Genomic DNA, 19038 nt, shown 5'->3' with positions numbered 1-19038 from the left:
CAATAAAATTTTAATGAGACTATTAAATGTGACAAATGTCATTTCTGCATCTTTCTAAATTTTGTATTTTTATGTATCAAAAAAAAAACAAAAAAATATGAAAAGCATCGTAGCCAAAGCATTGTTTAATAGTCATTCTTATGCTGAATACCGAAAATTAGTAACCGATTTATTGACTGAAGGGAAATCAACAGGAAATGAACAATCAGAAAGTTTGACCAATTATTCTAAATTGAATGAAGCCAGAATGAACAGACTGGAGAAAACGATTAAAATTTCTGAAACTGTTGCCGAAAAACTTCAAAATCTGGATAACCATTACATCTGGTTGGTTTTGTCTGAAGGCTGGTGTGGAGATGCGGCACAAATTCTACCAATTTTAGATAAAATGGCTCATGCTTCTAACAAAAGAGTTGATCTAAGAATTGCACTTCGCGATGAAAACGACGATTTGATGAATCAATATTTAACGAATGGCGGAAGAGCAATTCCGAAAGTAATCATAATTTGCAAAGAAGCAGGAATTGTTCGCGCAGATTGGGGACCAAGACCAAAAGGAGCATCTGAATTGATGGCGACACATAAAAGAGAAGTTGGAGCAATTGATGAAAAAATAAAAACCGATTTACAGTTGTGGTATTTGGCAGATAAAGGAATTTCTACACAGGAGGAATTACTGGAAATTATGGAGAATATTAAGTATAATCGATTGTGATTTTGTTTAATGTGTTGATAAACAAATGATTTGGTTGATAAATTTGTCTTAAAGTGTTTTTGTTTTAAATTGGATTTTGTATCTTAGTAAAACTAATCCCACTTCTATTATAACTTTCTGATTTACTCTTTTTATTGGTATTATTTATTGTCTAACATTAAAAAATGCTATTATGAAAAAGTTATTCGAAAGGTTTTATGATTTCTTCTCTCAATTTTTATTCGGAGGAAAAAATGTGCCTCACTATTAATTCAGAATAAGTATGAAGTAACATTACTTATTTTAAGAGCCTGGCACATTATGTTTTTATGTAATGTGCTTTTTTTTTAGCAGACAGCTATTCTGAGGATTCTGATTTGTAATAAAAGAAATCTTGTAATGTTATCCCAAAAGAAATGGCGCCAATGCTTTTTTCATCGTGAAGGGGAAAGGCATAATCGCTTATTTCTGCAAAAATGATAAAATCATCTGAGCCAATTCCAAGTTTTAATTTTTTGTACTCCCCGTTCAGATTACCACGACCTAAAGCAAAACCTTTTCCGTAACCGGCCTGAAGCATAATTCGGGTTTCAGGACCAACTTTTGGACTAAAACCAAGATTTAGAAAAACAGGCACAGCAACAAGTTTGTTGTCCCATTTCCAGTCCATACCGCTATGAACTCCCAATGTCAGCCATTTTTTATAATGAACTCCATAGCCAACTTGTGAGCCTAAACCATTAGGTACAAAAAAAGCATTTGTGGAAGTGGATTCGGGTTCGTAATAGTAATTATCTCTGTTAGGATTTCCGGTTATAGATACCGCAAAGTCAAATTGTAAGTATGTGAATTTAGTTGTCTGACTATGTATAAATGAATTAAATAAAGTGGTAAATGCAATAGTCAGTAAAATTCTTTTCATACAAAATTTATTTTTTTAAAAGTTCTTCTTCAAACAAAGTAATGTCAATTGCATTTTTGACATCGTAATCGCCAATTTTAGTACGTCGCAAAACGGTTAAATGAGAGCCTGAATTCATCGCTTTTCCAAAATCGTATGCAAGCGAACGAATATAAGTTCCTTTAGAACAAACTACTCTAAAGTCGACTTCAGGTAATGCAATTCTTGTAATTTCAAATTCGTGAATAGTTGTTTTTCTACTTTCGATTTCTATCGATTCGCCAGCACGTGCATGTTCATATAAACGAACTCCATCTTTTTTGATGGCAGAAAAAATAGGTGGTTTTTGGTCAATCTCGCCTAAAAACTGTTTTACGGTTTCATGAATCAGTGCTTCATCAATATGATCTGTTGGGAAAGTCTGATCAATTTCGGTTTCTAGATCATAAGAGGGAGTAGTGGCTCCAATATAAAAAGTTCCCGTATATTCTTTGGCCTGACCCTGAAGTTCAGAAATTCTTTTGGTGAATTTTCCGGTACAGATTAATAAAAGTCCAGTTGCCAAAGGATCTAAAGTTCCGGCATGACCAATTTTGAACTTTTTTGGAAGTCCGACTTTATTGATCAAAAGGTATTTTAATTTATTGACAGCTTGAAACGAACTCCATTTTAATGGTTTGTCAATCAATAAAACTTGTCCGTTTAAATATTCTTCAGGTGTCATTAGATAATGGTAAGCGGGTGAATGAAAAAGTGGATCAATAATAAAATGATTCCGGCAATGATTCTGTAATAACCAAAAACTTTAAATCCGTTTTTAGTAAGAAATCCGATAAAAGTTTTAATAGCTAATAAGGCTACAACAAAAGCGACAATGTTTCCGATAATCAACATGTTAGTTTGGTCTTGAGATAATTCGAAACCAGCTTTGTAATAATCGTAACATTTTTTTGCTGTTGCTCCCAACATGGTTGGAACCGCTAAGAAAAAAGAGAATTCAGCAGCAGAAGTTCTGGTTAATTTTTGAGTCATACCTCCCACAATACTGGCACCGCTTCGAGAAACTCCGGGAATCATCGCCAAACACTGAAATAATCCAATTTTTAAAGCTTTGGCATAAGTGATTTCAGTAGAAACTTCCGGATCGTTTGGTTTGTTGAACCATTCGTCAACTTTCAATAAAATGATTCCTCCAATTAAAAGAGAAACCGCAACGGTTACCGGGTTCTCCAATAAACCATCAATAAAATCACTCAAAAGTAATCCTAAAACGACTGCAGGAATAAAAGCGACTAAAAGTTTAAAGTAAAAATCAAAAGTTTGAAAGAAACGTTTGAAATATAAAATCACAACCGAAAGTATTGCACCAAGCTGAATTACAATGGTAAAAAGTTTAGTGAAATCATCATGAGCGATTCCGAAAAAAGAAGACGCAATAATCATATGGCCAGTTGAAGATACTGGTAAGAATTCTGTAATTCCTTCAATAATGGCAAGAACAATAGCTTGAAATGTGTTCATTTAAAATTTTAGATTTCAGATTTCAGATTTTAGATTGTTCTTTCGCTTTGCTCAGATAATTTAAAATCTTTTAATCTATTTATTTTGATTTTTTGAAGATAGAATAAATCGTGATTCCAAAACCGATTAAAACAGTGGTCGGTGCTAAACGGATACGTCTAAAGTTAAAAATATCTTCGTTAAAAACATTAGGATCTTTACTTCCTCCGCCAGACATTAAAACAAAGCCAATCGCAATTACAGCAATACCAATTAATAAAATTTTATAATTGATATTGTCAAAAAGGAATTCCTGTTTTGGTTGTTGTTCTGTTGTTTTATTGTTGTTTTTCATCTTTTGTTTTTTATAAACCTAAGTCAAACTGACGGGTTTTGTTTTTGAGAAATGTAAATCGATGGTCTGCAGTCTAAAATTAATAAAGATCATCAGTTCTTAAATTTAGGAAACGTTGTGTGGCAAAATGCGTGCTTACCCAGGTAATTAGGACTCCTAATCCAAAAACGGCAGCCAAAACCATAACGATTAAGATTTTGTCTTCTAAAATTCCTAAACCAGGGAAATTCGTTTCAACATATAGTAAAAGTGCAATTAAAGCGATTATCGCCAAACCGGCACCCAGCATTCCTAGTTTTACGCTTCGCATCACAAAAGGCTTACGAATAAAAGCTTTTGTGGCACCCACCATCTGCATGGTTTTAATGATAAAACGATTGGAATGTATCGATAAACGAAGTGAACTATTGATTAATAAAACAGCAATTATAGTTAAGAAACCACTAATAATCAAAATCCACATACTTACTTTTCTGATGTTGTCATTTACCAGATTTACCAGTTGTTTGTCGTAAACAATGTCTGAAATCATAGCGTTTTTGCGAAAACGATTTTCGATTTTTACGATACTGTCTCTTTCAACATAATCTGCCTTTAAATGAATGTCGTATGAGTTTAATAAAGGATTTTCTCCTAAAAAGGTTAAGAAATCTTCTCCGATAATATCAGTGTGTTCTTTTGCCGCTTTTTCTTTAGAAACATAAACATACGAAAGTGCAAAAGGTGCTCTTTTTAATTCCGTATTAAAAGCTTTGACAACACTGTCATTTGCTTCGTTTTTAAAGAAAACTGTCATCGCAATTTTTTCTTTAAAATCATCTGCCAGTTTTTTGGAATTAATGATGAATAACCCCAGTACTCCCAAAAGGAATAATACCAGAAATACACTTAAAACTACCGAAAAATAAGAGGAAATTAACCTGCGCTTTTGAAATTTATCAAAGTTAGAACTCATAGTCTGCTTAAATTATGTGGTAAAAATAATAAAGAATTTCTTTATTTAAAGTTATTAACGAACTTTTATCCTATAAATGTACAATTACATATCAAATAAAAAGTTGATTTAACCACAAAGTACGGAAAGATTTTTTAATGCTTTATGTTATTAACGCAAAGTATGCAAAGCTTAGTATAGATAAAGTTTTGTGTAGTGTGTTTGGCAATATCCAGTTTTGTAAAAGAAAACGTTTTGAACTTTGCGGTTAATTTTTTATAGTCAAATATTAAAATTTTAGTTTTTGAGTTTCTTTCTGAGCAAACTCTTTAATACGCTTTTCGACTTCATAAAAAACTATAATGGCTTTTTCGCCTGCTTCAGTCAATCGTGCACCGCCGCCGCCTTTTCCGCCAAGTAATTTTTCGACAAGCGGAGTTTCGGCACGCTGGTTCATTTCCTGAACCAATTGCCACGCCTGACGATATGCCATTTTCATTTCTTTGGCAGCATTCGTAATCGAACCCGTTTTTCTAATGTTTTCTAAAAGCCAGATTTTGCCGATTCCAAGAAAAGCGCCTTCAGTTTCTTCAATCCAAATACGAACTTCAACCTTGTATTTCTTATTTTCTGACATCAGTTTTCAATGTAAATAAGTATTAATAATTACAATAATACGTGTTTTTACTTAATTGAAAATAAGTAAAACGCAAATTTATTTGTTTGTCAGTGAAATAGCTTTGGAACAAACGACAATAAATGTAAATTTGCGGCTTAATTAATTTAGTGAAAAGCTTAGAACCTTAGTAACTTAGAATCTTAGTCACTTAGAAATGAAGTACAATCCAAACGAAATTGAAGCCAAATGGCAAAAATATTGGGCAGAAAATCAAACTTTTGCAGCAAAGAATAATTCTGAAAAACCGAAACATTATGTTCTCGATATGTTTCCTTATCCATCTGGAGCAGGACTGCACGTTGGGCACCCACTGGGTTATATAGCTTCAGATGTGTATTCTCGTTTCAAAAGACATCAGGGTTTCAATGTTTTGCATCCAATGGGTTACGATAGTTTCGGATTGCCGGCAGAACAATATGCGATTCAGACAGGACAGCGTCCGGAAGATACAACGCGTGTAAATATTGACGGTGGTGTAGATAAAGAAGGAAAACAAATTGCGGGATATAGAAAACAGTTAGATAAAATTGGTTTCTCATTTGACTGGGCGCGTGAAGTGCGTACATCAAATCCTGATTATTACAAACATACACAATGGATTTTTATCCAATTGTTCAATTCCTGGTATTGCAGAAAACAAGGAAAAGCATTTGATATTTCAGAGCTTGTAATTGTTTTTGAAGAAAGCGGAAATGCATTGGTTGAAGCAGTTTGCGATGACAACGTTGCGATTTTTACTGCAGACGAATGGAATTCGTATTCTGAAGATCAAAAGGAAAAAATCTTGTTGCAATACAGAATGACGTATTTGGCAGAAACAGAAGTAAACTGGTGTCCGGGCTTAGGGACGGTTTTGGCAAATGACGAAATTGTTAACGGAGTTTCCGAACGTGGAGGCTTTCCTGTTATCAGAAAAAAAATGACACAATGGAGTATGCGAATTTCTGCTTATGCCGAACGCTTGCTTCAAGGTTTAAATGATATTGATTGGAGCGAGTCCATCAAAGAATCGCAAAGAAACTGGATCGGAAAATCGGTTGGTGCTTTGGTAACTTTTAATGTGAAAAATCATGATAAAGTAATCGAAGTTTTTACCACTCGTCCTGATACAATCTTTGGAGTAACTTTTATGACTTTGGCACCAGAACATGATTTGGTAGCTAAAATTACAACTCCGGAACAAAAAGAAGCAGTTGAGGCTTATATCGAAAAAACAGCAAAACGTTCTGAGCGTGAGCGTATGGCCGATGTAAAAACCATTTCAGGAGTATTTACAGGAGCTTATGCTGAGCATCCATTTACAAAAGAAGCTATTCCGGTTTGGATTGGAGATTATGTTTTGGCAGGTTACGGAACGGGAGCTGTAATGGCGGTTCCTTGCGGCGATGAAAGAGATTACGCTTTTGCTAATTTCTTTAAAGGTCAAAACGGAATGCAGGAAATCAAAAATATCTTCGCAAATGTTGATATTTCTGAAGCAGCTTACGGATCAAAAGATAACGTTGAAATTGCTGGTTCTGATTTCTTAAACGGATTAAATTACAAAGACGCAACAGCAAAAGCGATTTATAAATTAGAAGAAATTGGACAAGGAAAAGGTAAAACAAATTACCGTTTGCGTGATGCTGTTTTCTCTCGTCAGCGTTATTGGGGCGAACCATTCCCAGTTTACTATGTGAATGGTCTTCCAAAAATGATCGACACACAGCATTTGCCAATTATTTTGCCAGAAGTAGAGAAATATTTGCCAACAGAAGACGGTTTACCTCCATTAGGAAACGCAGCGATTTGGGCTTGGGATACAAAACAAAATAAAGTTGTCGATACAGATTTAGTTGACAATGTTTCGATTTTTCCTTTAGAATTGAATACAATGCCAGGTTGGGCGGGAAGTTCATGGTATTGGATGCGTTACATGGACGCTCACAATGAGAATGAATTTGCAAGCAAAGAAGCTTTAGCTTACTGGGAAAATGTAGATTTATACATTGGAGGAAGCGAGCACGCAACAGGTCACTTATTATATTCTCGTTTCTGGAACAAATTCTTAAAAGATAAAGGTTTTGCTCCAACCGAAGAGCCATTCAAAAAACTGATTAATCAGGGAATGATTTTGGGTACAACGGCTTATGTTTACAGATTGGAAGGAACAAATACTTTTGTATCTAAAAATAAGATTGAAGGTCAAAATGTACAGCCAATTCGTGTTGATGTAAATTTTGTTAATTCTTCAGATGAGTTAAATATCGAAAAGTTCAAAGCTTGGAGAGAAGATTTCAATACAGCAGAATTCATTTTGGATGAAAACGGAAAATACATTGTAGGTCGTGAAGTAGAAAAAATGTCGAAATCATACTACAATGTGGTAACACCGGATGATATTTGTGCAGAATACGGTGCAGATACATTACGTTTATACGAAATGTTCTTAGGGCCATTAGAGCAGGCAAAACCTTGGAATACTGCCGGAATTTCTGGTGTATTTGGTTTCCTGAAAAAATTATGGAGATTGTATTTTGATGATAACGGTTTAATTGTAAACAATGACGAACCAACAAAAGACAACTTGAAATCATTGCATAAAACCATCAAAAAAGTAGCGGAAGATATCGAGAATTTCTCTTTCAATACTTCGGTTTCTCAGTTTATGATTTGTGTGAATGAATTGTCTTCTCAAAACTGTCATTCAAGAGCGATTTTAGAACCATTAGCTATTTTGGTTTCGCCGTATGCACCGCATATCGCAGAAGAATTATGGGCACAGTTAGGACATACAACTTCAATTTCTGAAGTGGCGTTCCCAGCTTTTGATGAGAAACATTTAATTGAAACGAATAAAGAATATCCGGTTTCTTTCAATGGAAAAATGCGTTTCACCATCGAATTGCCTTTGGATTTAACCAAAGAACAAATCGAAGAGATCGTTATGAAAGACGAAAGAACGCAAAAACAATTAGACGGTAGAACACCAAATAAAGTGATTATTGTTCCTGGGAAAATCATTAATTTGGTTGGATAAACCGATTTGATTTTAAAGATTAAAAATCCCAAATTCCAATTTTACGATTGGGGTTTGGGATTTTTTTTGTGCTTATTTTTTTCCGCCACAAATTGTACTAATTTACACGAATTTTTATTTTTAAAAACGCTTAGTTTGTCGTCCTGAGGAACGAAGGATCACACGCGAAACTCGACAAAGATTGGTGATTCAGTTTGCGGAATATCTTGTGTGATCCTTCGTTCCTCAGGATGACAAGATTGGGGAAAAAACTTTGCGACTTCGCATCTTTGTGAGCAAAAAAACTCGCGTTCTTTGTGTAAACCTTTGCGCCCTTTGCGGTTAAAAATCCGCACCAATATTGGAATTTTAAATTTTATCATTAAAAATTTTAAAAACTTTTGTAACATTTTAATAGTTGTCGTATCAAAAGCATGGATCCGATTTAATTAACAACTTAAAACTATTAAAAATGAAAAAGTATATCATCTTAATTATCGCATTCTTATTCTCTGCATTATGTTTGAATGTTTTTGGACAAACAAAAGAATTTCCTTTTGAGGTTTTAAAAACTGGAAATGGAGATCAATCTATTATATTTATTCCTGGCTTTGCTTCTTCCGGAGATGTTTGGAATGAAACCAAAGCTACTTTCGAAAGTGATTTTACTTGTTATACACTCACAATGGCTGGTTTTGCAGGAAGAAAAGCACAACCAAATGCTTCATTTGAAAACTGGAAAAACGGAATTGCCAATTATATCAAAGAAAATAATATTGAAAAGCCAATCTTAGTAGGTCATAGCATGGGTGGAGGACTTGCGCTTGCAATTGCCGCCGATTATCCAGATTTGATAAGTAAAATTGTGGTGGTGGATGCGATTCCTTGTTTGGCAGCTTTGAATGATTCCGCATTTATATCAAAAGAAAATAATGATTGCTCAGCAACTGTAAATCAAATGACAGGAATGACCAATGATCAGTTTTACGATATGCAAAAGAAGACAATGCCAAGACTTTTAGCTGATGCGTCTAAGCTGGATATGGTGGTAGATTGGAGTGTAAAATCAGATAGAACAACTTTTGGACAAATGTATTGTGACTTTTTCAATATCGATTTAAGAGAAAAAATAGCACAGATTAAATGTCCGGCATTAATTCTATTAGAATCTTATTTTATAAATTTAAAACCAGCAATTGAAGGTCAGTATAAAAATTTAAAGACTGCTAATTTTCAGTATGCCACAACTGGTCTGCACTTTATTATGTACGATGATACCGCTTGGTACATGGGGCAGCTAAACAATTTTTTAAAATCTTAAAATGGAATTCGAAGAAATCTACAAAACTTATTGGGATAGAATTTTCAGACTTTGCATGGGATTTGTAAATGATTATGATGCGGCGCAGGATTTAGCTCAGGAAACTTTTATAATTGTCTGGCAGAAACTCGAAACTTTTAGAAATGAGTCTTCTGTTGGAACCTGGATTTTCAGAATTGCTTCTAATAATTGTCTGAAGCAGATAGAGAAACAAAAGCGTTTTCTAAAATCAGAATTGCCGATTCATCTTTCAGAAGAAAAACAAACTTCATTAGAACCTCAAATTCAGTTTTTATATCAATGTATTACAGAACTGCCCGAAACAGAACGTATCATTATTTCTCTGGAATTAGAAGATATAAAGCAAGCAGAAATTGCCAAAATCGTCGGACTTTCTGAAGCCAATATTAGAGTGAAAATTCACAGAATTAAAGAAAAACTGACCCAAAAATTTAAAGAAAATGAACAACGATAATAATATAGATTTTAGAGATTTATGGAAAAAACAATCCATAAGTCAGCCCGATATGAAAGATTTACTTTTGAGGGTTAGTAAATTTAAAAAAGCAGCTTTAAGGAGTTTGTGGATTATGAATGTATTGCTTTTTGCAACAAGCGCTTTTATAATTTTTGTATGGATGTATTATCAGCCGCAGTTAATTTCGACCAAGATAGGAATCATATTTACCATTTTGGCGATGGCAATTTATATGTTTGTGTATAATAAATTATTGGCTAATTATAAAGATATTGATTCTACACAAAGCAATCAGGAGTATTTACAAAAGCTGATTTTGATTAAAAAGAAACAGCAGTTTTTACAAACCAAAATGATGAGTTTCTACTTTATAGCGCTTACAGTTGGAATTTGTTTGTACATGTATGAATACGCTAGCAGAATGAGTACGTTAGGTGCAGGCTTGACGTATGGAATTACTTTACTCTGGATGTTGTTTAACTGGTTTTACATTCGCCCGAAACAAATTAAAAAACAGCAAAACAAAATAAATGGTTTAATTGAAAAGTTTGAAGAAGTAAAAGATCAATTCGAATTATAAAAAAAAGAAGCTTCGTAATTTCCCCTACGAAGCTTTCTTTTTACCAAAAACATAAATCTAAATTCTAAAACTAACCTTTAAAGAGGAAAAACGTACGGTGTAAGCGGTAATACAATTATTCCGTCGCTATTTGCTGTCGCAGTTAATTCATTCTCTAATTTCCCTCCAATGTAAATTTTTCCGGTTAATGTTTGCCCGGCAACACCACCGTATCCGCTAGCGCTTAATGATGCTCCTACAGATTTTGCTTCTGCAGTGAATTCTTTAGTCCACGGAAGTTTAGTAAGATCTTCATTTAAAGCATTTCCGCCTTTTTCAAAATATGTAACAGAAGCTGTTCCTGTATAATTTCCTGTAATTTCATATCTCACATCTCTTGAGTTTTTTCCGGAGCCTTTATCGTCGTTATCGCTGCTGCAAGAAACTGCTGTAAAAGCAAGAGTCAATACAATTGCTAAGGTTTTCAAAATTGATTTCATAGTAAAATTCTTTAATTAAAATTCATAACAGAACAAAGTTAGATCCTTATTTGCCGGACAACAATACCTGATAAAATGTATTTTTTATTACCTGATATCAGGTAAAAGTGAGTGTTTTCTTTTTGAAAGTCATTAAGCTTTAATAACTTTGAGTAAATGCCCCATTTATGAAGAAAATCCACGCCTTACTACTTTTTTTAAGTTTCTCTGCTATTTCCTATTCTCAGGTAATTCTTTCTTTAGATGATGATACGGCATATATTGACAGTATCGTAAATTATACTAAAAATGTAAAATCAGACAGTCTAAAGAGTTTAAATAGTTTTAGACTGGCCAAATTGTTTTTGATGGTTCAGGATACCAGAAATTATAAAGAATATCTGAAACAGGGAAACAGACTGAAAACGAAATTTCCCTTTGTAAAAGATGCTGCCCTTTATTATAATGCTTACAATTTTATTGAAAAAGGAGATTTAAACGGTTACGAAAAAGCTTTGCTGGAAGCTAATGAAAAACTAAAAAAATACCGATACAAAGAAGCTTACAGGCTTCGGGCTATTGTATTGCAGAATTATGGAATTATTCAGCAACATAAGAATAACGAAAATGCTTATATGCGACTTTTGGTAAATGAGGCCATTCCAATTGCAAAAAAAAGCGGTGATTATGAATTAATCAGTGGTTTGAGTAAGGCGGTTGCTATTATTTTTATGAATAATAATGAAAGAGAAAAAGCTTCAGAATACCTTGATCAGGCGCAAAAATACATTGAAAGTACGACTAAAAAATCGGCAACTCTGGCAGAATCCAAAATGGAGACTTATATTATAAATGCTGAGAATTTGGTAGAGCTCAAGCATTTTTATGATGCCAAAAGTATTTTGGATAAAGCATTTGAAATTTTAAAAGAGTATCCGGAATCCAATCTGAACGATTCTTATTTTTATTCAGAAGGAATTTATTATGCCAAACAAAATAAACATAACGAAGCTTTGATAAGTTTTGACAAAGGAATACAATCATCTGCAAAGCATAAAAATCTGGTTGCTTTAAACCGTTTAAAATTTGCTGAATATGAAGTGCTTTTTAAGCTTAAAAATTATGATAAGGCAAAAAGTAATGTCGAATATTTAATTGAAAACACACCTTTTATAGTTGATAAAAAAAATTACTATAAAGAACTTTCCAAAGTTTACAATGCGACAAAAGAATATTCAAAAGCCTATTATTATTCTAATAAATACAATGTAATTAACGATAGTCTGAATGATGCAAAGCTAAAAAATGAAATTGTTGAATTAGAGGCAAAATACAAGAAAGCCGAAAGCGAGAAAAAAATTTCTTTGCTTCAGTCAGAAAATGAGAAAGCAGTATTACAGGTCAATAACAACAGGCTGAATTCGATGCTTTTTGCTGTGCTTTCATTTTTGTTGTTTTTGACTGTCTTGTTTTTGTGGAGCTGGAATAATTATCAGAAAAAGCTAAGTTTCCAGAAAGAAGTCAATCATAAGCAAGAACTGGATGTGCTGGAAAATGAAAAAAAATTATCTATTTCAAATGCGTTGATTCAAGGGGAAGAAATCGAGAGAAAAAGAATCGCCAGAGATCTGCATGATGGACTTGGCAGTATGCTTTCGGGGTTGAAAATGCATTTGAATATTGCGGATCGGGAGAAAGAAAATAATCCGAATATTAACGAAATGCTAAACGATTCCATAAAAGAGCTCCGTAATATTTCTCAAAATTTAATGCCGGAAAGTTTAATGAAATTAGGATTGGAACATGCATTAAAAGATTTATGTGTTTCGCATTCTAATCCTGAAACTACAATTGAATTGCAATACCTGATTAAAAAATCCAGTGTGCCGGAACATTTTAAAGTAACGATTTTTAGAATCATTCAGGAACTTCTGAATAATGCATTGAAATATGCTAAAGCTTCGGAGATTCTGGTTTCCTGCTCGCAGAATAAAGATGTGTACTATATTACTGTAGAAGATAATGGTGTAGGATTTAATGTCAGACATGCTGAAAAACGAGAGGGAATGGGCTTGCGAAATATAAAAAACCGTGTAGCATTTTTGAATGGAAAACTGGAAATGGATTCAGTTATTGGTAAAGGAACTTCGACTTATATTGAGTTGAAAAATTAATTACAGCTAATAAATTATGGTATATAAAACAGTAATTGTAGACGATCATCCGATAGTGATTTCGGGTATTGCAGGTTTGTTGTCCGATTTAGAGAATATCAGGATTGTAGAAAAATTCGAGTCGGGAATCGCACTTTTGGATTATATCGAAGACAATACAGTCGATTTGATTTTAATGGATATTTTTCTTCCTGTAATTAATGGAGTTGATTTGTGTAAAACAATCAAGCAAAAGCATCCTAAAATTGTAATTATCGGTATGAGTAGTCAGTCTGAAAGAAGTTTGGTGATGCAGTTTATTCAAAATGGCGGGAATGGTTATATTTTGAAGAATGCTTCTTTTGATGAATTCAAAAATTGTATTTATAAAGCGATAGATGGCGAGATTGTTTTTAGTGAAGAAGTGAAAACGATAATCAGTCAGCCATTGTCTGAAGATTTAGAACGTATTCCGGCTTTAAGCCGAAGAGAACGTGATATTGCATTGCTGCTTTCGCAAGGAAAATCGACTCAGGAAATTGCAGACGATTTATTTTTGAGTTTTTTAACGGTTCAGACACATCGCAGAAATATTCTTCAGAAATACAAAATGAAAAATGTAGCAGAATTAATTGCTTTTTTATTGAAGAACAATATGCTGAATTGAGACAAAATTGGTGCAAAAATGTCAAAATGGCATTATGTTAAAATGGTTCGTAATTTGATGTTTGTTTTGTAAATTTAAAAATCAATCTAAAAACACAAAAAAAATGGGATCAGGATACCTAATTATTGCTGGAGCTATCATGTTATTCAGCTGGCTGGTAAGCTCTCAGCTAAAGAGTAAATTTGAATTATACTCGAAATTACAATTAAGAAACGGAATGAGCGGAAGAGAAATCGCTGAAAAAATGCTTGCAGATAACGGAATTACAGATGTACGTGTTATTTCGACTCCGGGGCAGTTAACAGATCATTATAATCCTTCAGATAAAACAGTAAATTTAAGTGAAGCGGTTTACAATCATCGAAACGCGGCGGCGGCGGCAGTTGCAGCACACGAATGCGGACATGCTGTCCAGCATGCAATTGGGTATGAGTGGCTGACCATGCGCTCTAAATTGGTGCCGATTGTAAGTGTAGCTTCAAACTACGTACAATGGATTTTAATTGCTGGAATTTTAATGATCAAAGTTTTTCCAGGTTTGTTGTTGGTTGGAATTGTCATTTTTGCAGCAACAACCTTGTTTTCAATCATTACACTTCCAGTTGAATATGATGCAAGTAACAGAGCATTAGCCTGGCTGGAAAATAAACATATGCTTACGCAAGAGGAACAAGCTGGAGCAAAAGATGCATTGAAATGGGCAGCGAGAACTTATGTAGTGGCGGCAATTGGATCTATAGCAACGTTGTTGTACTATATCTCGATTTACGCAGGGAATAGAAGGAACTAAATAAATTTAATTTTCAATATCATAAAATTCCAAATTCCAATTTTGTTGGGTTTGGAATTTTTCTTTTTTACCACCTTTCGTTTCCCGTGGTTGAAACCATGGGCTATGTTTTTGGAATTTGGGTTTTAGAAAATTGGAATTTCTTTTTTTCTAAAGCTGAATTTGCCTATCAATCTGCTGATCTAGTGAGATAAATGTTTCAGTTCTTGAAACCCCTTCAATAGCCTGTATTTTGGTGTTTAAAAGCTGCATTAAATGTTCGTTATCACGACAGATAATTTTAATTAAAACAGACCAGTTTCCGGTAGTATAATGACATTCTAAAACTTCAGGGATTTTTCTCAATTCTTTTACGGCTTCAGAGTTTCTGGAAGCTTTATCCAGATAAACTCCAATAAAAGCCATAGTGTTGTAGCCTAAAACTTTTGGGTTTACTGTGAATTTAGATCCGGAGATAACACCGGATTGTTCCAGTTTTTTTAATCTTTGATGAATAGCTGCTCCTGAAATTCCTATTTTATTGGCAATTTGTAAAATCGGTTTTCGGGCGTCATCCATTAGATAGCGGAGGATCTCTTTGTCGATTCCGTCAATTTCAATTAAGAGGGAGTTGATTTTCATAACTTACAATTTGAAAGTGTTTTTTGTGATTTGGGTTTAGAATAGAAATCAAATGTAGTTAAAATGAAGCTGAAATAAAATTTCAATATTATAAACTCCAAATTCTCAAAAAAATATAACACTAAGTTTTTACTTGAAAAGAGAGATTGTAATTTTTTATATTTCAAATTTCAAAAACATAGCCCATGGTTTCAACCACGGGAAACGAAAGGTGGTGAAAAAGAAAAATTCCAAACCCCAATTGATTAAGTTGGAATTTGGAATTTAAATATTTTTCTCTTGGTTAGGTTTATTTTCCTTTGTTTGCTTCGGCAACGTATTTTTCTAAAGCCATTGTCATAGAAGGAGTTTCAGGAGTTGGAGCAAGAATATCAATTCTTAATCCGTGGTCTAAAGCTTCTTTCTGAGTTGTGCTTCCAAATACAGCAATACGAGTATCATTTTGTTTAAAATCCGGGAAATTTTTAAACAATGATTTGATTCCGGTTGGACTGAAGAAAGCTAAAACGTCATAATAAACGTCTGCTAAATCAGATAAATCACTCATTACAGTTCTGTAAAAAATAGCCTGCGCCCAATCTACTTTTAGATTGTTTAATGTTACAGGAGCATCAGCATTTAATTGGTCAGATGCAGGAAGTAAGAACTTCTCGTCTTTGTACTTCTTAATTAGCGGAGATAAATCTGCAAAATCTTTTGCTCCAACGTAAATTTTACGTTTTCTGTACACAACATACTTTTGAAGGTAAAATGCAACGGCTTCAGATTGACAGAAATATTTCAATCCTTCTGGAACTTTGTAACGCATTTCATCAGCAACTCTAAAAAAATGATCTACAGCATTTCGACTTGTTAAAATGATCGCAGTGTAATGATTAAGATCGATTTTTTGTAATCGAATCTCTTTTGCGCTAACCCCTTCCACATGAATAAATGGTCTGAAATCAATTTTTATTTTGTGTTTGTGTTGGAGCTCAAAGTAAGGAGAATTCTCCACTTTAGGTTCAGGCTGTGACACCAAAATTGTTTTCACTTTCATATTATAAACATTTTCTAAGCACTCCCTTTTGTTATCCAGTAATAAAGAAAATAATAAGGGGCTATTTCGAGAGCGCAAAGATATAAAATAAAATAAAATAACTTGCCGATTATTACGTTTTGATACGTTTTAATTGAAATAAAGTAGGAGTATACACTAATACACAGCGAAATACCAATGATTCCAAGCGGTATTATTTGCGGAATATTGTTGTAATAGAACAAAATAGCGTTGATTGGAAGGATCAAAACGCCTATATAAGTCCTGTAAGTTACCTTTTGTAGGTTAAATAGTTCTACAAAATCGTCAATATTGAAGGAAGTCGCTACAATTTTCTCAATCAAATACTTTCCTAAAATGAAATAAAGTAAGAAAGTAGCAATCTGAATAAACAAAATCCAGTCGGTTTTAGAAGCGTGTCCAAAGATATTCATCGTAAGCAGGATAAAAAAAGCATACGAGATAATCTGTACAAAAAATAAGCCCACAGTAAAGCTGCTTTTCATGTGACTGTTGTCGCGGTAAATCTTAGCATATTTGTCAGAAAAAATAAGCTTACTAAATTCACTGAATCTGGTTTCGTAAGCAGATTTTGTCATGGCAACAACAGCAAAGGTCAGCACAAATAAAAGTGTTGCCCAGTCTTTGTTTTCCAGAATTCGAGGATGAAGTTGTTCAATCATAGCGTTACAAAATTAGTAATTTTTTGATGCAATACTTTTATTATATATTTATTATGAATCAAATGCTATAAAAAGTTTACTTTTGCCGTGAAATTACCCAGAAAAAATGAATGATAGTATTGTCATAATTCCCACATATAACGAAATCGAGAACATAGAGAGTATCATAAGAGCCGTACTTTCACAGCATAAATCTTTTCATTTGCTGATTATCGATGATAATTCTCCTGATCATACAGCAAAGAAAGTAATTGCTTTGCAAGAAGAATTTCCGGATAAACTTTTCTTAGAACAAAGAACTAAAAAATCAGGTTTAGGAACTGCGTATGTTCATGGTTTTAAATGGGCTTTGGAACGTGATTATCAATTTATTTTTGAGATGGATGCCGATTTTTCGCATAATCCAAATGATCTGGAAAAGTTATATGATGCCTGCCATTTTGGTGGAGCAGATTTAGCAATTGGGTCTCGTTACGTAACTGGTGTAAATGTTGTAAATTGGCCTTTAAGCCGCGTTTTGATGTCTTACTTTGCATCTGTTTACGTAAAATTTATTACTGGAATGAAAATTCATGATGCCACGGCAGGTTTTGTGTGTTACAAACGAGAAGTATTGGAAAAAATCAATTTAAATAAAATAAAATTTGTCGGGTATGCGTTTCAAATCGAAATGAAGTACAGAACATACTGCGCCAAATTCCAAATTACAGAAGTTCCTATTATCTTTACAGATAGAACAAAAGGCGTTTCTAAAATGAGTAATGCTATCATTAAAGAAGCTATACTTGGAGTAATTTCGCTAAGATTAAGAAAATTAGTCAATTCATTATAAACCAACCAGAATGAACAGGATTTTAATAAAAAATGCCAAAATTGTAAACGAAGGGACAATTTTTGAAGGTGATGTTTTAATTGAAAATGATCTGATTGTTGAAATTGCAGACAGCATTTCATTAAAAACTTCAGATTGTATTGTAATTGATGCTGAAGGGAGTTATTTAATGCCTGGCGCAATAGACGATCAGGTTCATTTTAGAGAGCCGGGATTAACGCATAAAGGAGATATAGAATCGGAATCTAGAGCTGCGGTTGCCGGAGGAATTACTTCTTTTATCGAACAGCCCAATACCGTTCCAAATGCGGTTACTCAGGAAATATTAGAAGATAAATATCAAATCGCTTCTCAAAAATCATTTGCGAATTATTCGTTTATGATGGGAGCAACAAACGATAATCTGGAAGAAGTTTTAAAAACCAATCCAAAAAATGTTGCGGGAATTAAGATTTTCTTAGGTTCTTCTACAGGGAATATGTTGGTTGACAGAGAAGAAACTTTGGAAAAAATTTTCTCAAGCACACCAATGTTAATCGCTGTGCATTGTGAAGATGAAACTACTATTAAAAATAACTTAGCTGAATTTAAAGAAAAATACGGTGACGATGTACCGGTAACAGCGCATAATTTAATAAGAAGCGCAGAGGCTTGTTATATTTCTTCTTCAAAAGCAGTGGCTTTAGCAAAAAGAACCGGAGCGAGATTGCATATTTTCCATCTTTCAACTGCGAAAGAAATGGAATTGTTTACTAATAAAATTCCGTTAGAAGATAAAAAGATTACTGCAGAGGTTTGTGTACACCATCTTTGGTTTACTGATGAAGATTATAAGACTAAAGGGAATTTCATCAAGTGGAATCCGGCCGTTAAAACTGCTGAAGATCGTGCAGAACTTTGGAAAGCTTTGAATGATGGAAGAATTGATGTTATTGCAACAGATCATGCGCCTCATACTAAAGAAGAAAAACAACAGTCTTATTTGAATGCGCCTTCTGGCGGTCCATTGGTACAGCATGCGGTTGTGGCTATGTTTGAAGCACATCATCAGGGAAAAATTAGTGTGGAGAAAATCGTGGAAAAAATGTGCCACAATCCGGCAAAAATTTTCAAAATTGAAAAAAGAGGATTTATAAAAGAAGGTTATTATGCCGATTTAGTTATCGTTAATCCAAGTCTTCCGTGGAGTGTAAAACCAGATAATATTTTATACAAATGCGGATGGTCTCCGTTTGAGAACTTTACTTTTAAATCCAGAATTACACATACTTTTGTAAACGGAGAATTGGTTTATAATAATTTCAAAGTGAAAGATACCAGAGCCGGAAAAAGATTATTGTTTGACAGATAAAAAA

At 33.6% G+C, this 19038-nt stretch carries 20 protein-coding genes; 10 read left to right on the top strand and 10 right to left on the bottom strand.

What is annotated here, in order from left to right:
* The first annotated feature begins 97 nt into the window (after positions 1-97).
* Complete coding sequence (locus tag ACFS3A_RS12890; protein ID WP_379825963.1) at positions 98-715, top strand: thioredoxin family protein; 618 nt, start codon at positions 98-100, stop codon at positions 713-715.
* Positions 716-1052: 337 nt separating this feature from the next.
* Here ACFS3A_RS12890 and ACFS3A_RS12885 read toward each other — a convergent pair whose 3' ends face one another.
* From ACFS3A_RS12885 to ACFS3A_RS12860, 6 genes are all read right to left on the bottom strand, one after another.
* Entirely contained in the window at positions 1053-1616 is a 564-nt protein-coding gene (locus ACFS3A_RS12885; protein WP_379825962.1) for a hypothetical protein, read from the bottom strand.
* Between the two features lie 7 nt (positions 1617-1623).
* A complete protein-coding gene (truB, locus tag ACFS3A_RS12880; RefSeq protein WP_179001838.1) occupies positions 1624-2319 on the bottom strand; it encodes a tRNA pseudouridine(55) synthase TruB in 696 nt (231 codons plus the stop codon).
* Positions 2319-3116, bottom strand: a complete 798-nt coding sequence (locus tag ACFS3A_RS12875; protein WP_379825961.1) for an undecaprenyl-diphosphate phosphatase — start codon at positions 3114-3116, stop codon at positions 2319-2321. Before ACFS3A_RS12875 ends, truB begins: the two co-directional genes overlap by 1 nt.
* A 79-nt stretch (positions 3117-3195) precedes the next feature.
* Positions 3196-3450 carry a DUF3098 domain-containing protein gene (locus tag ACFS3A_RS12870; protein WP_379825960.1) on the bottom strand — a complete coding sequence of 85 codons (255 nt, stop codon included), beginning with the start codon at positions 3448-3450 and terminating at the stop codon, positions 3196-3198.
* 79 nt (positions 3451-3529) lie between these two features.
* On the bottom strand, positions 3530-4405 hold the full coding sequence (locus ACFS3A_RS12865) for a cell division protein FtsX (protein ID WP_379825959.1): 876 nt from the start codon (positions 4403-4405) through the stop codon (positions 3530-3532).
* A gap of 268 nt (positions 4406-4673) precedes the next feature.
* Entirely contained in the window at positions 4674-5021 is a 348-nt protein-coding gene (locus ACFS3A_RS12860) for a winged helix-turn-helix domain-containing protein (RefSeq protein ID WP_379825958.1), read from the bottom strand.
* 196 nt (positions 5022-5217) lie between these two features.
* Here ACFS3A_RS12860 and leuS point away from each other — a divergent pair, with 196 nt between their 5' ends.
* The 4 genes from leuS (at position 5218) to ACFS3A_RS12840 (ending at position 10440) form a co-directional block, all read left to right on the top strand.
* Complete coding sequence (gene leuS, locus ACFS3A_RS12855; RefSeq protein WP_379825957.1) at positions 5218-8082, top strand: leucine--tRNA ligase; 2865 nt, start codon at positions 5218-5220, stop codon at positions 8080-8082.
* 451 nt (positions 8083-8533) lie between these two features.
* The gene (locus ACFS3A_RS12850; RefSeq protein ID WP_379825955.1) at positions 8534-9382 is read left to right on the top strand and encodes an alpha/beta fold hydrolase; all 849 of its coding nucleotides are present in this window, start codon (positions 8534-8536) and stop codon (positions 9380-9382) included.
* A gap of 1 nt (position 9383) precedes the next feature.
* Positions 9384-9857: an RNA polymerase sigma factor gene (locus tag ACFS3A_RS12845; protein WP_379825954.1), complete on the top strand. Its 474-nt coding sequence runs from the start codon at positions 9384-9386 to the stop codon at positions 9855-9857.
* On the top strand, positions 9844-10440 hold the full coding sequence (locus ACFS3A_RS12840; RefSeq protein ID WP_379825953.1) for a hypothetical protein: 597 nt from the start codon (positions 9844-9846) through the stop codon (positions 10438-10440). The genes ACFS3A_RS12845 and ACFS3A_RS12840 overlap by 14 nt, the downstream gene beginning before the upstream one ends.
* 77 nt (positions 10441-10517) lie before the next feature.
* Here ACFS3A_RS12840 and ACFS3A_RS12835 read toward each other — a convergent pair whose 3' ends face one another.
* The gene (locus tag ACFS3A_RS12835; protein ID WP_379825952.1) at positions 10518-10919 is read right to left on the bottom strand and encodes an MmpS family transport accessory protein; all 402 of its coding nucleotides are present in this window, start codon (positions 10917-10919) and stop codon (positions 10518-10520) included.
* Between the two features lie 167 nt (positions 10920-11086).
* Here ACFS3A_RS12835 and ACFS3A_RS12830 point away from each other — a divergent pair, with 167 nt between their 5' ends.
* The 3 genes from ACFS3A_RS12830 to ACFS3A_RS12820 all read left to right on the top strand — a co-directional run bounded on the left by ACFS3A_RS12830 (position 11087) and on the right by ACFS3A_RS12820 (position 14508).
* Complete coding sequence (locus ACFS3A_RS12830; RefSeq protein ID WP_379825951.1) at positions 11087-13072, top strand: tetratricopeptide repeat-containing sensor histidine kinase; 1986 nt, start codon at positions 11087-11089, stop codon at positions 13070-13072.
* Positions 13073-13088: 16 nt separating this feature from the next.
* Positions 13089-13718 (top strand): response regulator, encoded by a 630-nt coding sequence (locus ACFS3A_RS12825; RefSeq protein ID WP_379825950.1) that lies wholly within the window; start codon positions 13089-13091, stop codon positions 13716-13718.
* A 103-nt stretch (positions 13719-13821) separates the two neighbouring features.
* Positions 13822-14508, top strand: a complete 687-nt coding sequence (locus tag ACFS3A_RS12820; RefSeq protein ID WP_379825948.1) for a zinc metallopeptidase — start codon at positions 13822-13824, stop codon at positions 14506-14508.
* A gap of 150 nt (positions 14509-14658) precedes the next feature.
* Here ACFS3A_RS12820 and ACFS3A_RS12815 read toward each other — a convergent pair whose 3' ends face one another.
* The 3 genes from ACFS3A_RS12815 to ACFS3A_RS12805 all read right to left on the bottom strand — a co-directional run bounded on the left by ACFS3A_RS12815 (position 14659) and on the right by ACFS3A_RS12805 (position 16851).
* Positions 14659-15129 carry an Lrp/AsnC family transcriptional regulator gene (locus ACFS3A_RS12815; protein ID WP_012022648.1) on the bottom strand — a complete coding sequence of 157 codons (471 nt, stop codon included), beginning with the start codon at positions 15127-15129 and terminating at the stop codon, positions 14659-14661.
* Between the two features lie 289 nt (positions 15130-15418).
* Positions 15419-16168: a uroporphyrinogen-III synthase gene (locus tag ACFS3A_RS12810; RefSeq protein WP_289663445.1), complete on the bottom strand. Its 750-nt coding sequence runs from the start codon at positions 16166-16168 to the stop codon at positions 15419-15421.
* 14 nt (positions 16169-16182) lie between these two features.
* Positions 16183-16851, bottom strand: coding sequence for a DUF4271 domain-containing protein (locus ACFS3A_RS12805; RefSeq protein ID WP_379825946.1), 669 nt, complete (start codon positions 16849-16851; stop codon positions 16183-16185).
* Positions 16852-16957: 106 nt separating this feature from the next.
* On the opposite strand from ACFS3A_RS12805, the gene ACFS3A_RS12800 reads away from it, so the two are divergent.
* Both ACFS3A_RS12800 and ACFS3A_RS12795 read left to right on the top strand, forming a co-directional pair.
* A complete protein-coding gene (locus ACFS3A_RS12800; protein WP_379825945.1) occupies positions 16958-17683 on the top strand; it encodes a polyprenol monophosphomannose synthase in 726 nt (241 codons plus the stop codon).
* 10 nt (positions 17684-17693) lie between these two features.
* A complete protein-coding gene (locus ACFS3A_RS12795; protein ID WP_379825944.1) occupies positions 17694-19034 on the top strand; it encodes a dihydroorotase in 1341 nt (446 codons plus the stop codon).
* Positions 19035-19038: the final 4 nt, after the last annotated feature.

This window comes from Flavobacterium notoginsengisoli (genome assembly GCF_042686225.1).
Taxonomy (GTDB): Bacteria; Bacteroidota; Bacteroidia; order Flavobacteriales; family Flavobacteriaceae; genus Flavobacterium; species Flavobacterium notoginsengisoli.
This window is presented reverse-complemented; position numbering and strand designations above follow the sequence as displayed.

Coding starts and splice junctions, on each gene's coding strand:
- ACFS3A_RS12890 (WP_379825963.1), top strand. CDS start 98: ATGAAAAGCATCGTAGCCAAAGCATTGTTTAATAGTCATTCTTATGCT.
- ACFS3A_RS12885 (WP_379825962.1), bottom strand. CDS start 1,616: ATGAAAAGAATTTTACTGACTATTGCATTTACCACTTTATTTAATTCA.
- truB (WP_179001838.1), bottom strand. CDS start 2,319: ATGACACCTGAAGAATATTTAAACGGACAAGTTTTATTGATTGACAAA.
- ACFS3A_RS12875 (WP_379825961.1), bottom strand. CDS start 3,116: ATGAACACATTTCAAGCTATTGTTCTTGCCATTATTGAAGGAATTACA.
- ACFS3A_RS12870 (WP_379825960.1), bottom strand. CDS start 3,450: ATGAAAAACAACAATAAAACAACAGAACAACAACCAAAACAGGAATTC.
- ACFS3A_RS12865 (WP_379825959.1), bottom strand. CDS start 4,405: ATGAGTTCTAACTTTGATAAATTTCAAAAGCGCAGGTTAATTTCCTCT.
- ACFS3A_RS12860 (WP_379825958.1), bottom strand. CDS start 5,021: ATGTCAGAAAATAAGAAATACAAGGTTGAAGTTCGTATTTGGATTGAA.
- leuS (WP_379825957.1), top strand. CDS start 5,218: ATGAAGTACAATCCAAACGAAATTGAAGCCAAATGGCAAAAATATTGG.
- ACFS3A_RS12850 (WP_379825955.1), top strand. CDS start 8,534: ATGAAAAAGTATATCATCTTAATTATCGCATTCTTATTCTCTGCATTA.
- ACFS3A_RS12845 (WP_379825954.1), top strand. CDS start 9,384: ATGGAATTCGAAGAAATCTACAAAACTTATTGGGATAGAATTTTCAGA.
- ACFS3A_RS12840 (WP_379825953.1), top strand. CDS start 9,844: ATGAACAACGATAATAATATAGATTTTAGAGATTTATGGAAAAAACAA.
- ACFS3A_RS12835 (WP_379825952.1), bottom strand. CDS start 10,919: ATGAAATCAATTTTGAAAACCTTAGCAATTGTATTGACTCTTGCTTTT.
- ACFS3A_RS12830 (WP_379825951.1), top strand. CDS start 11,087: ATGAAGAAAATCCACGCCTTACTACTTTTTTTAAGTTTCTCTGCTATT.
- ACFS3A_RS12825 (WP_379825950.1), top strand. CDS start 13,089: ATGGTATATAAAACAGTAATTGTAGACGATCATCCGATAGTGATTTCG.
- ACFS3A_RS12820 (WP_379825948.1), top strand. CDS start 13,822: ATGGGATCAGGATACCTAATTATTGCTGGAGCTATCATGTTATTCAGC.
- ACFS3A_RS12815 (WP_012022648.1), bottom strand. CDS start 15,129: ATGAAAATCAACTCCCTCTTAATTGAAATTGACGGAATCGACAAAGAG.
- ACFS3A_RS12810 (WP_289663445.1), bottom strand. CDS start 16,168: ATGAAAGTGAAAACAATTTTGGTGTCACAGCCTGAACCTAAAGTGGAG.
- ACFS3A_RS12805 (WP_379825946.1), bottom strand. CDS start 16,851: ATGATTGAACAACTTCATCCTCGAATTCTGGAAAACAAAGACTGGGCA.
- ACFS3A_RS12800 (WP_379825945.1), top strand. CDS start 16,958: ATGAATGATAGTATTGTCATAATTCCCACATATAACGAAATCGAGAAC.
- ACFS3A_RS12795 (WP_379825944.1), top strand. CDS start 17,694: ATGAACAGGATTTTAATAAAAAATGCCAAAATTGTAAACGAAGGGACA.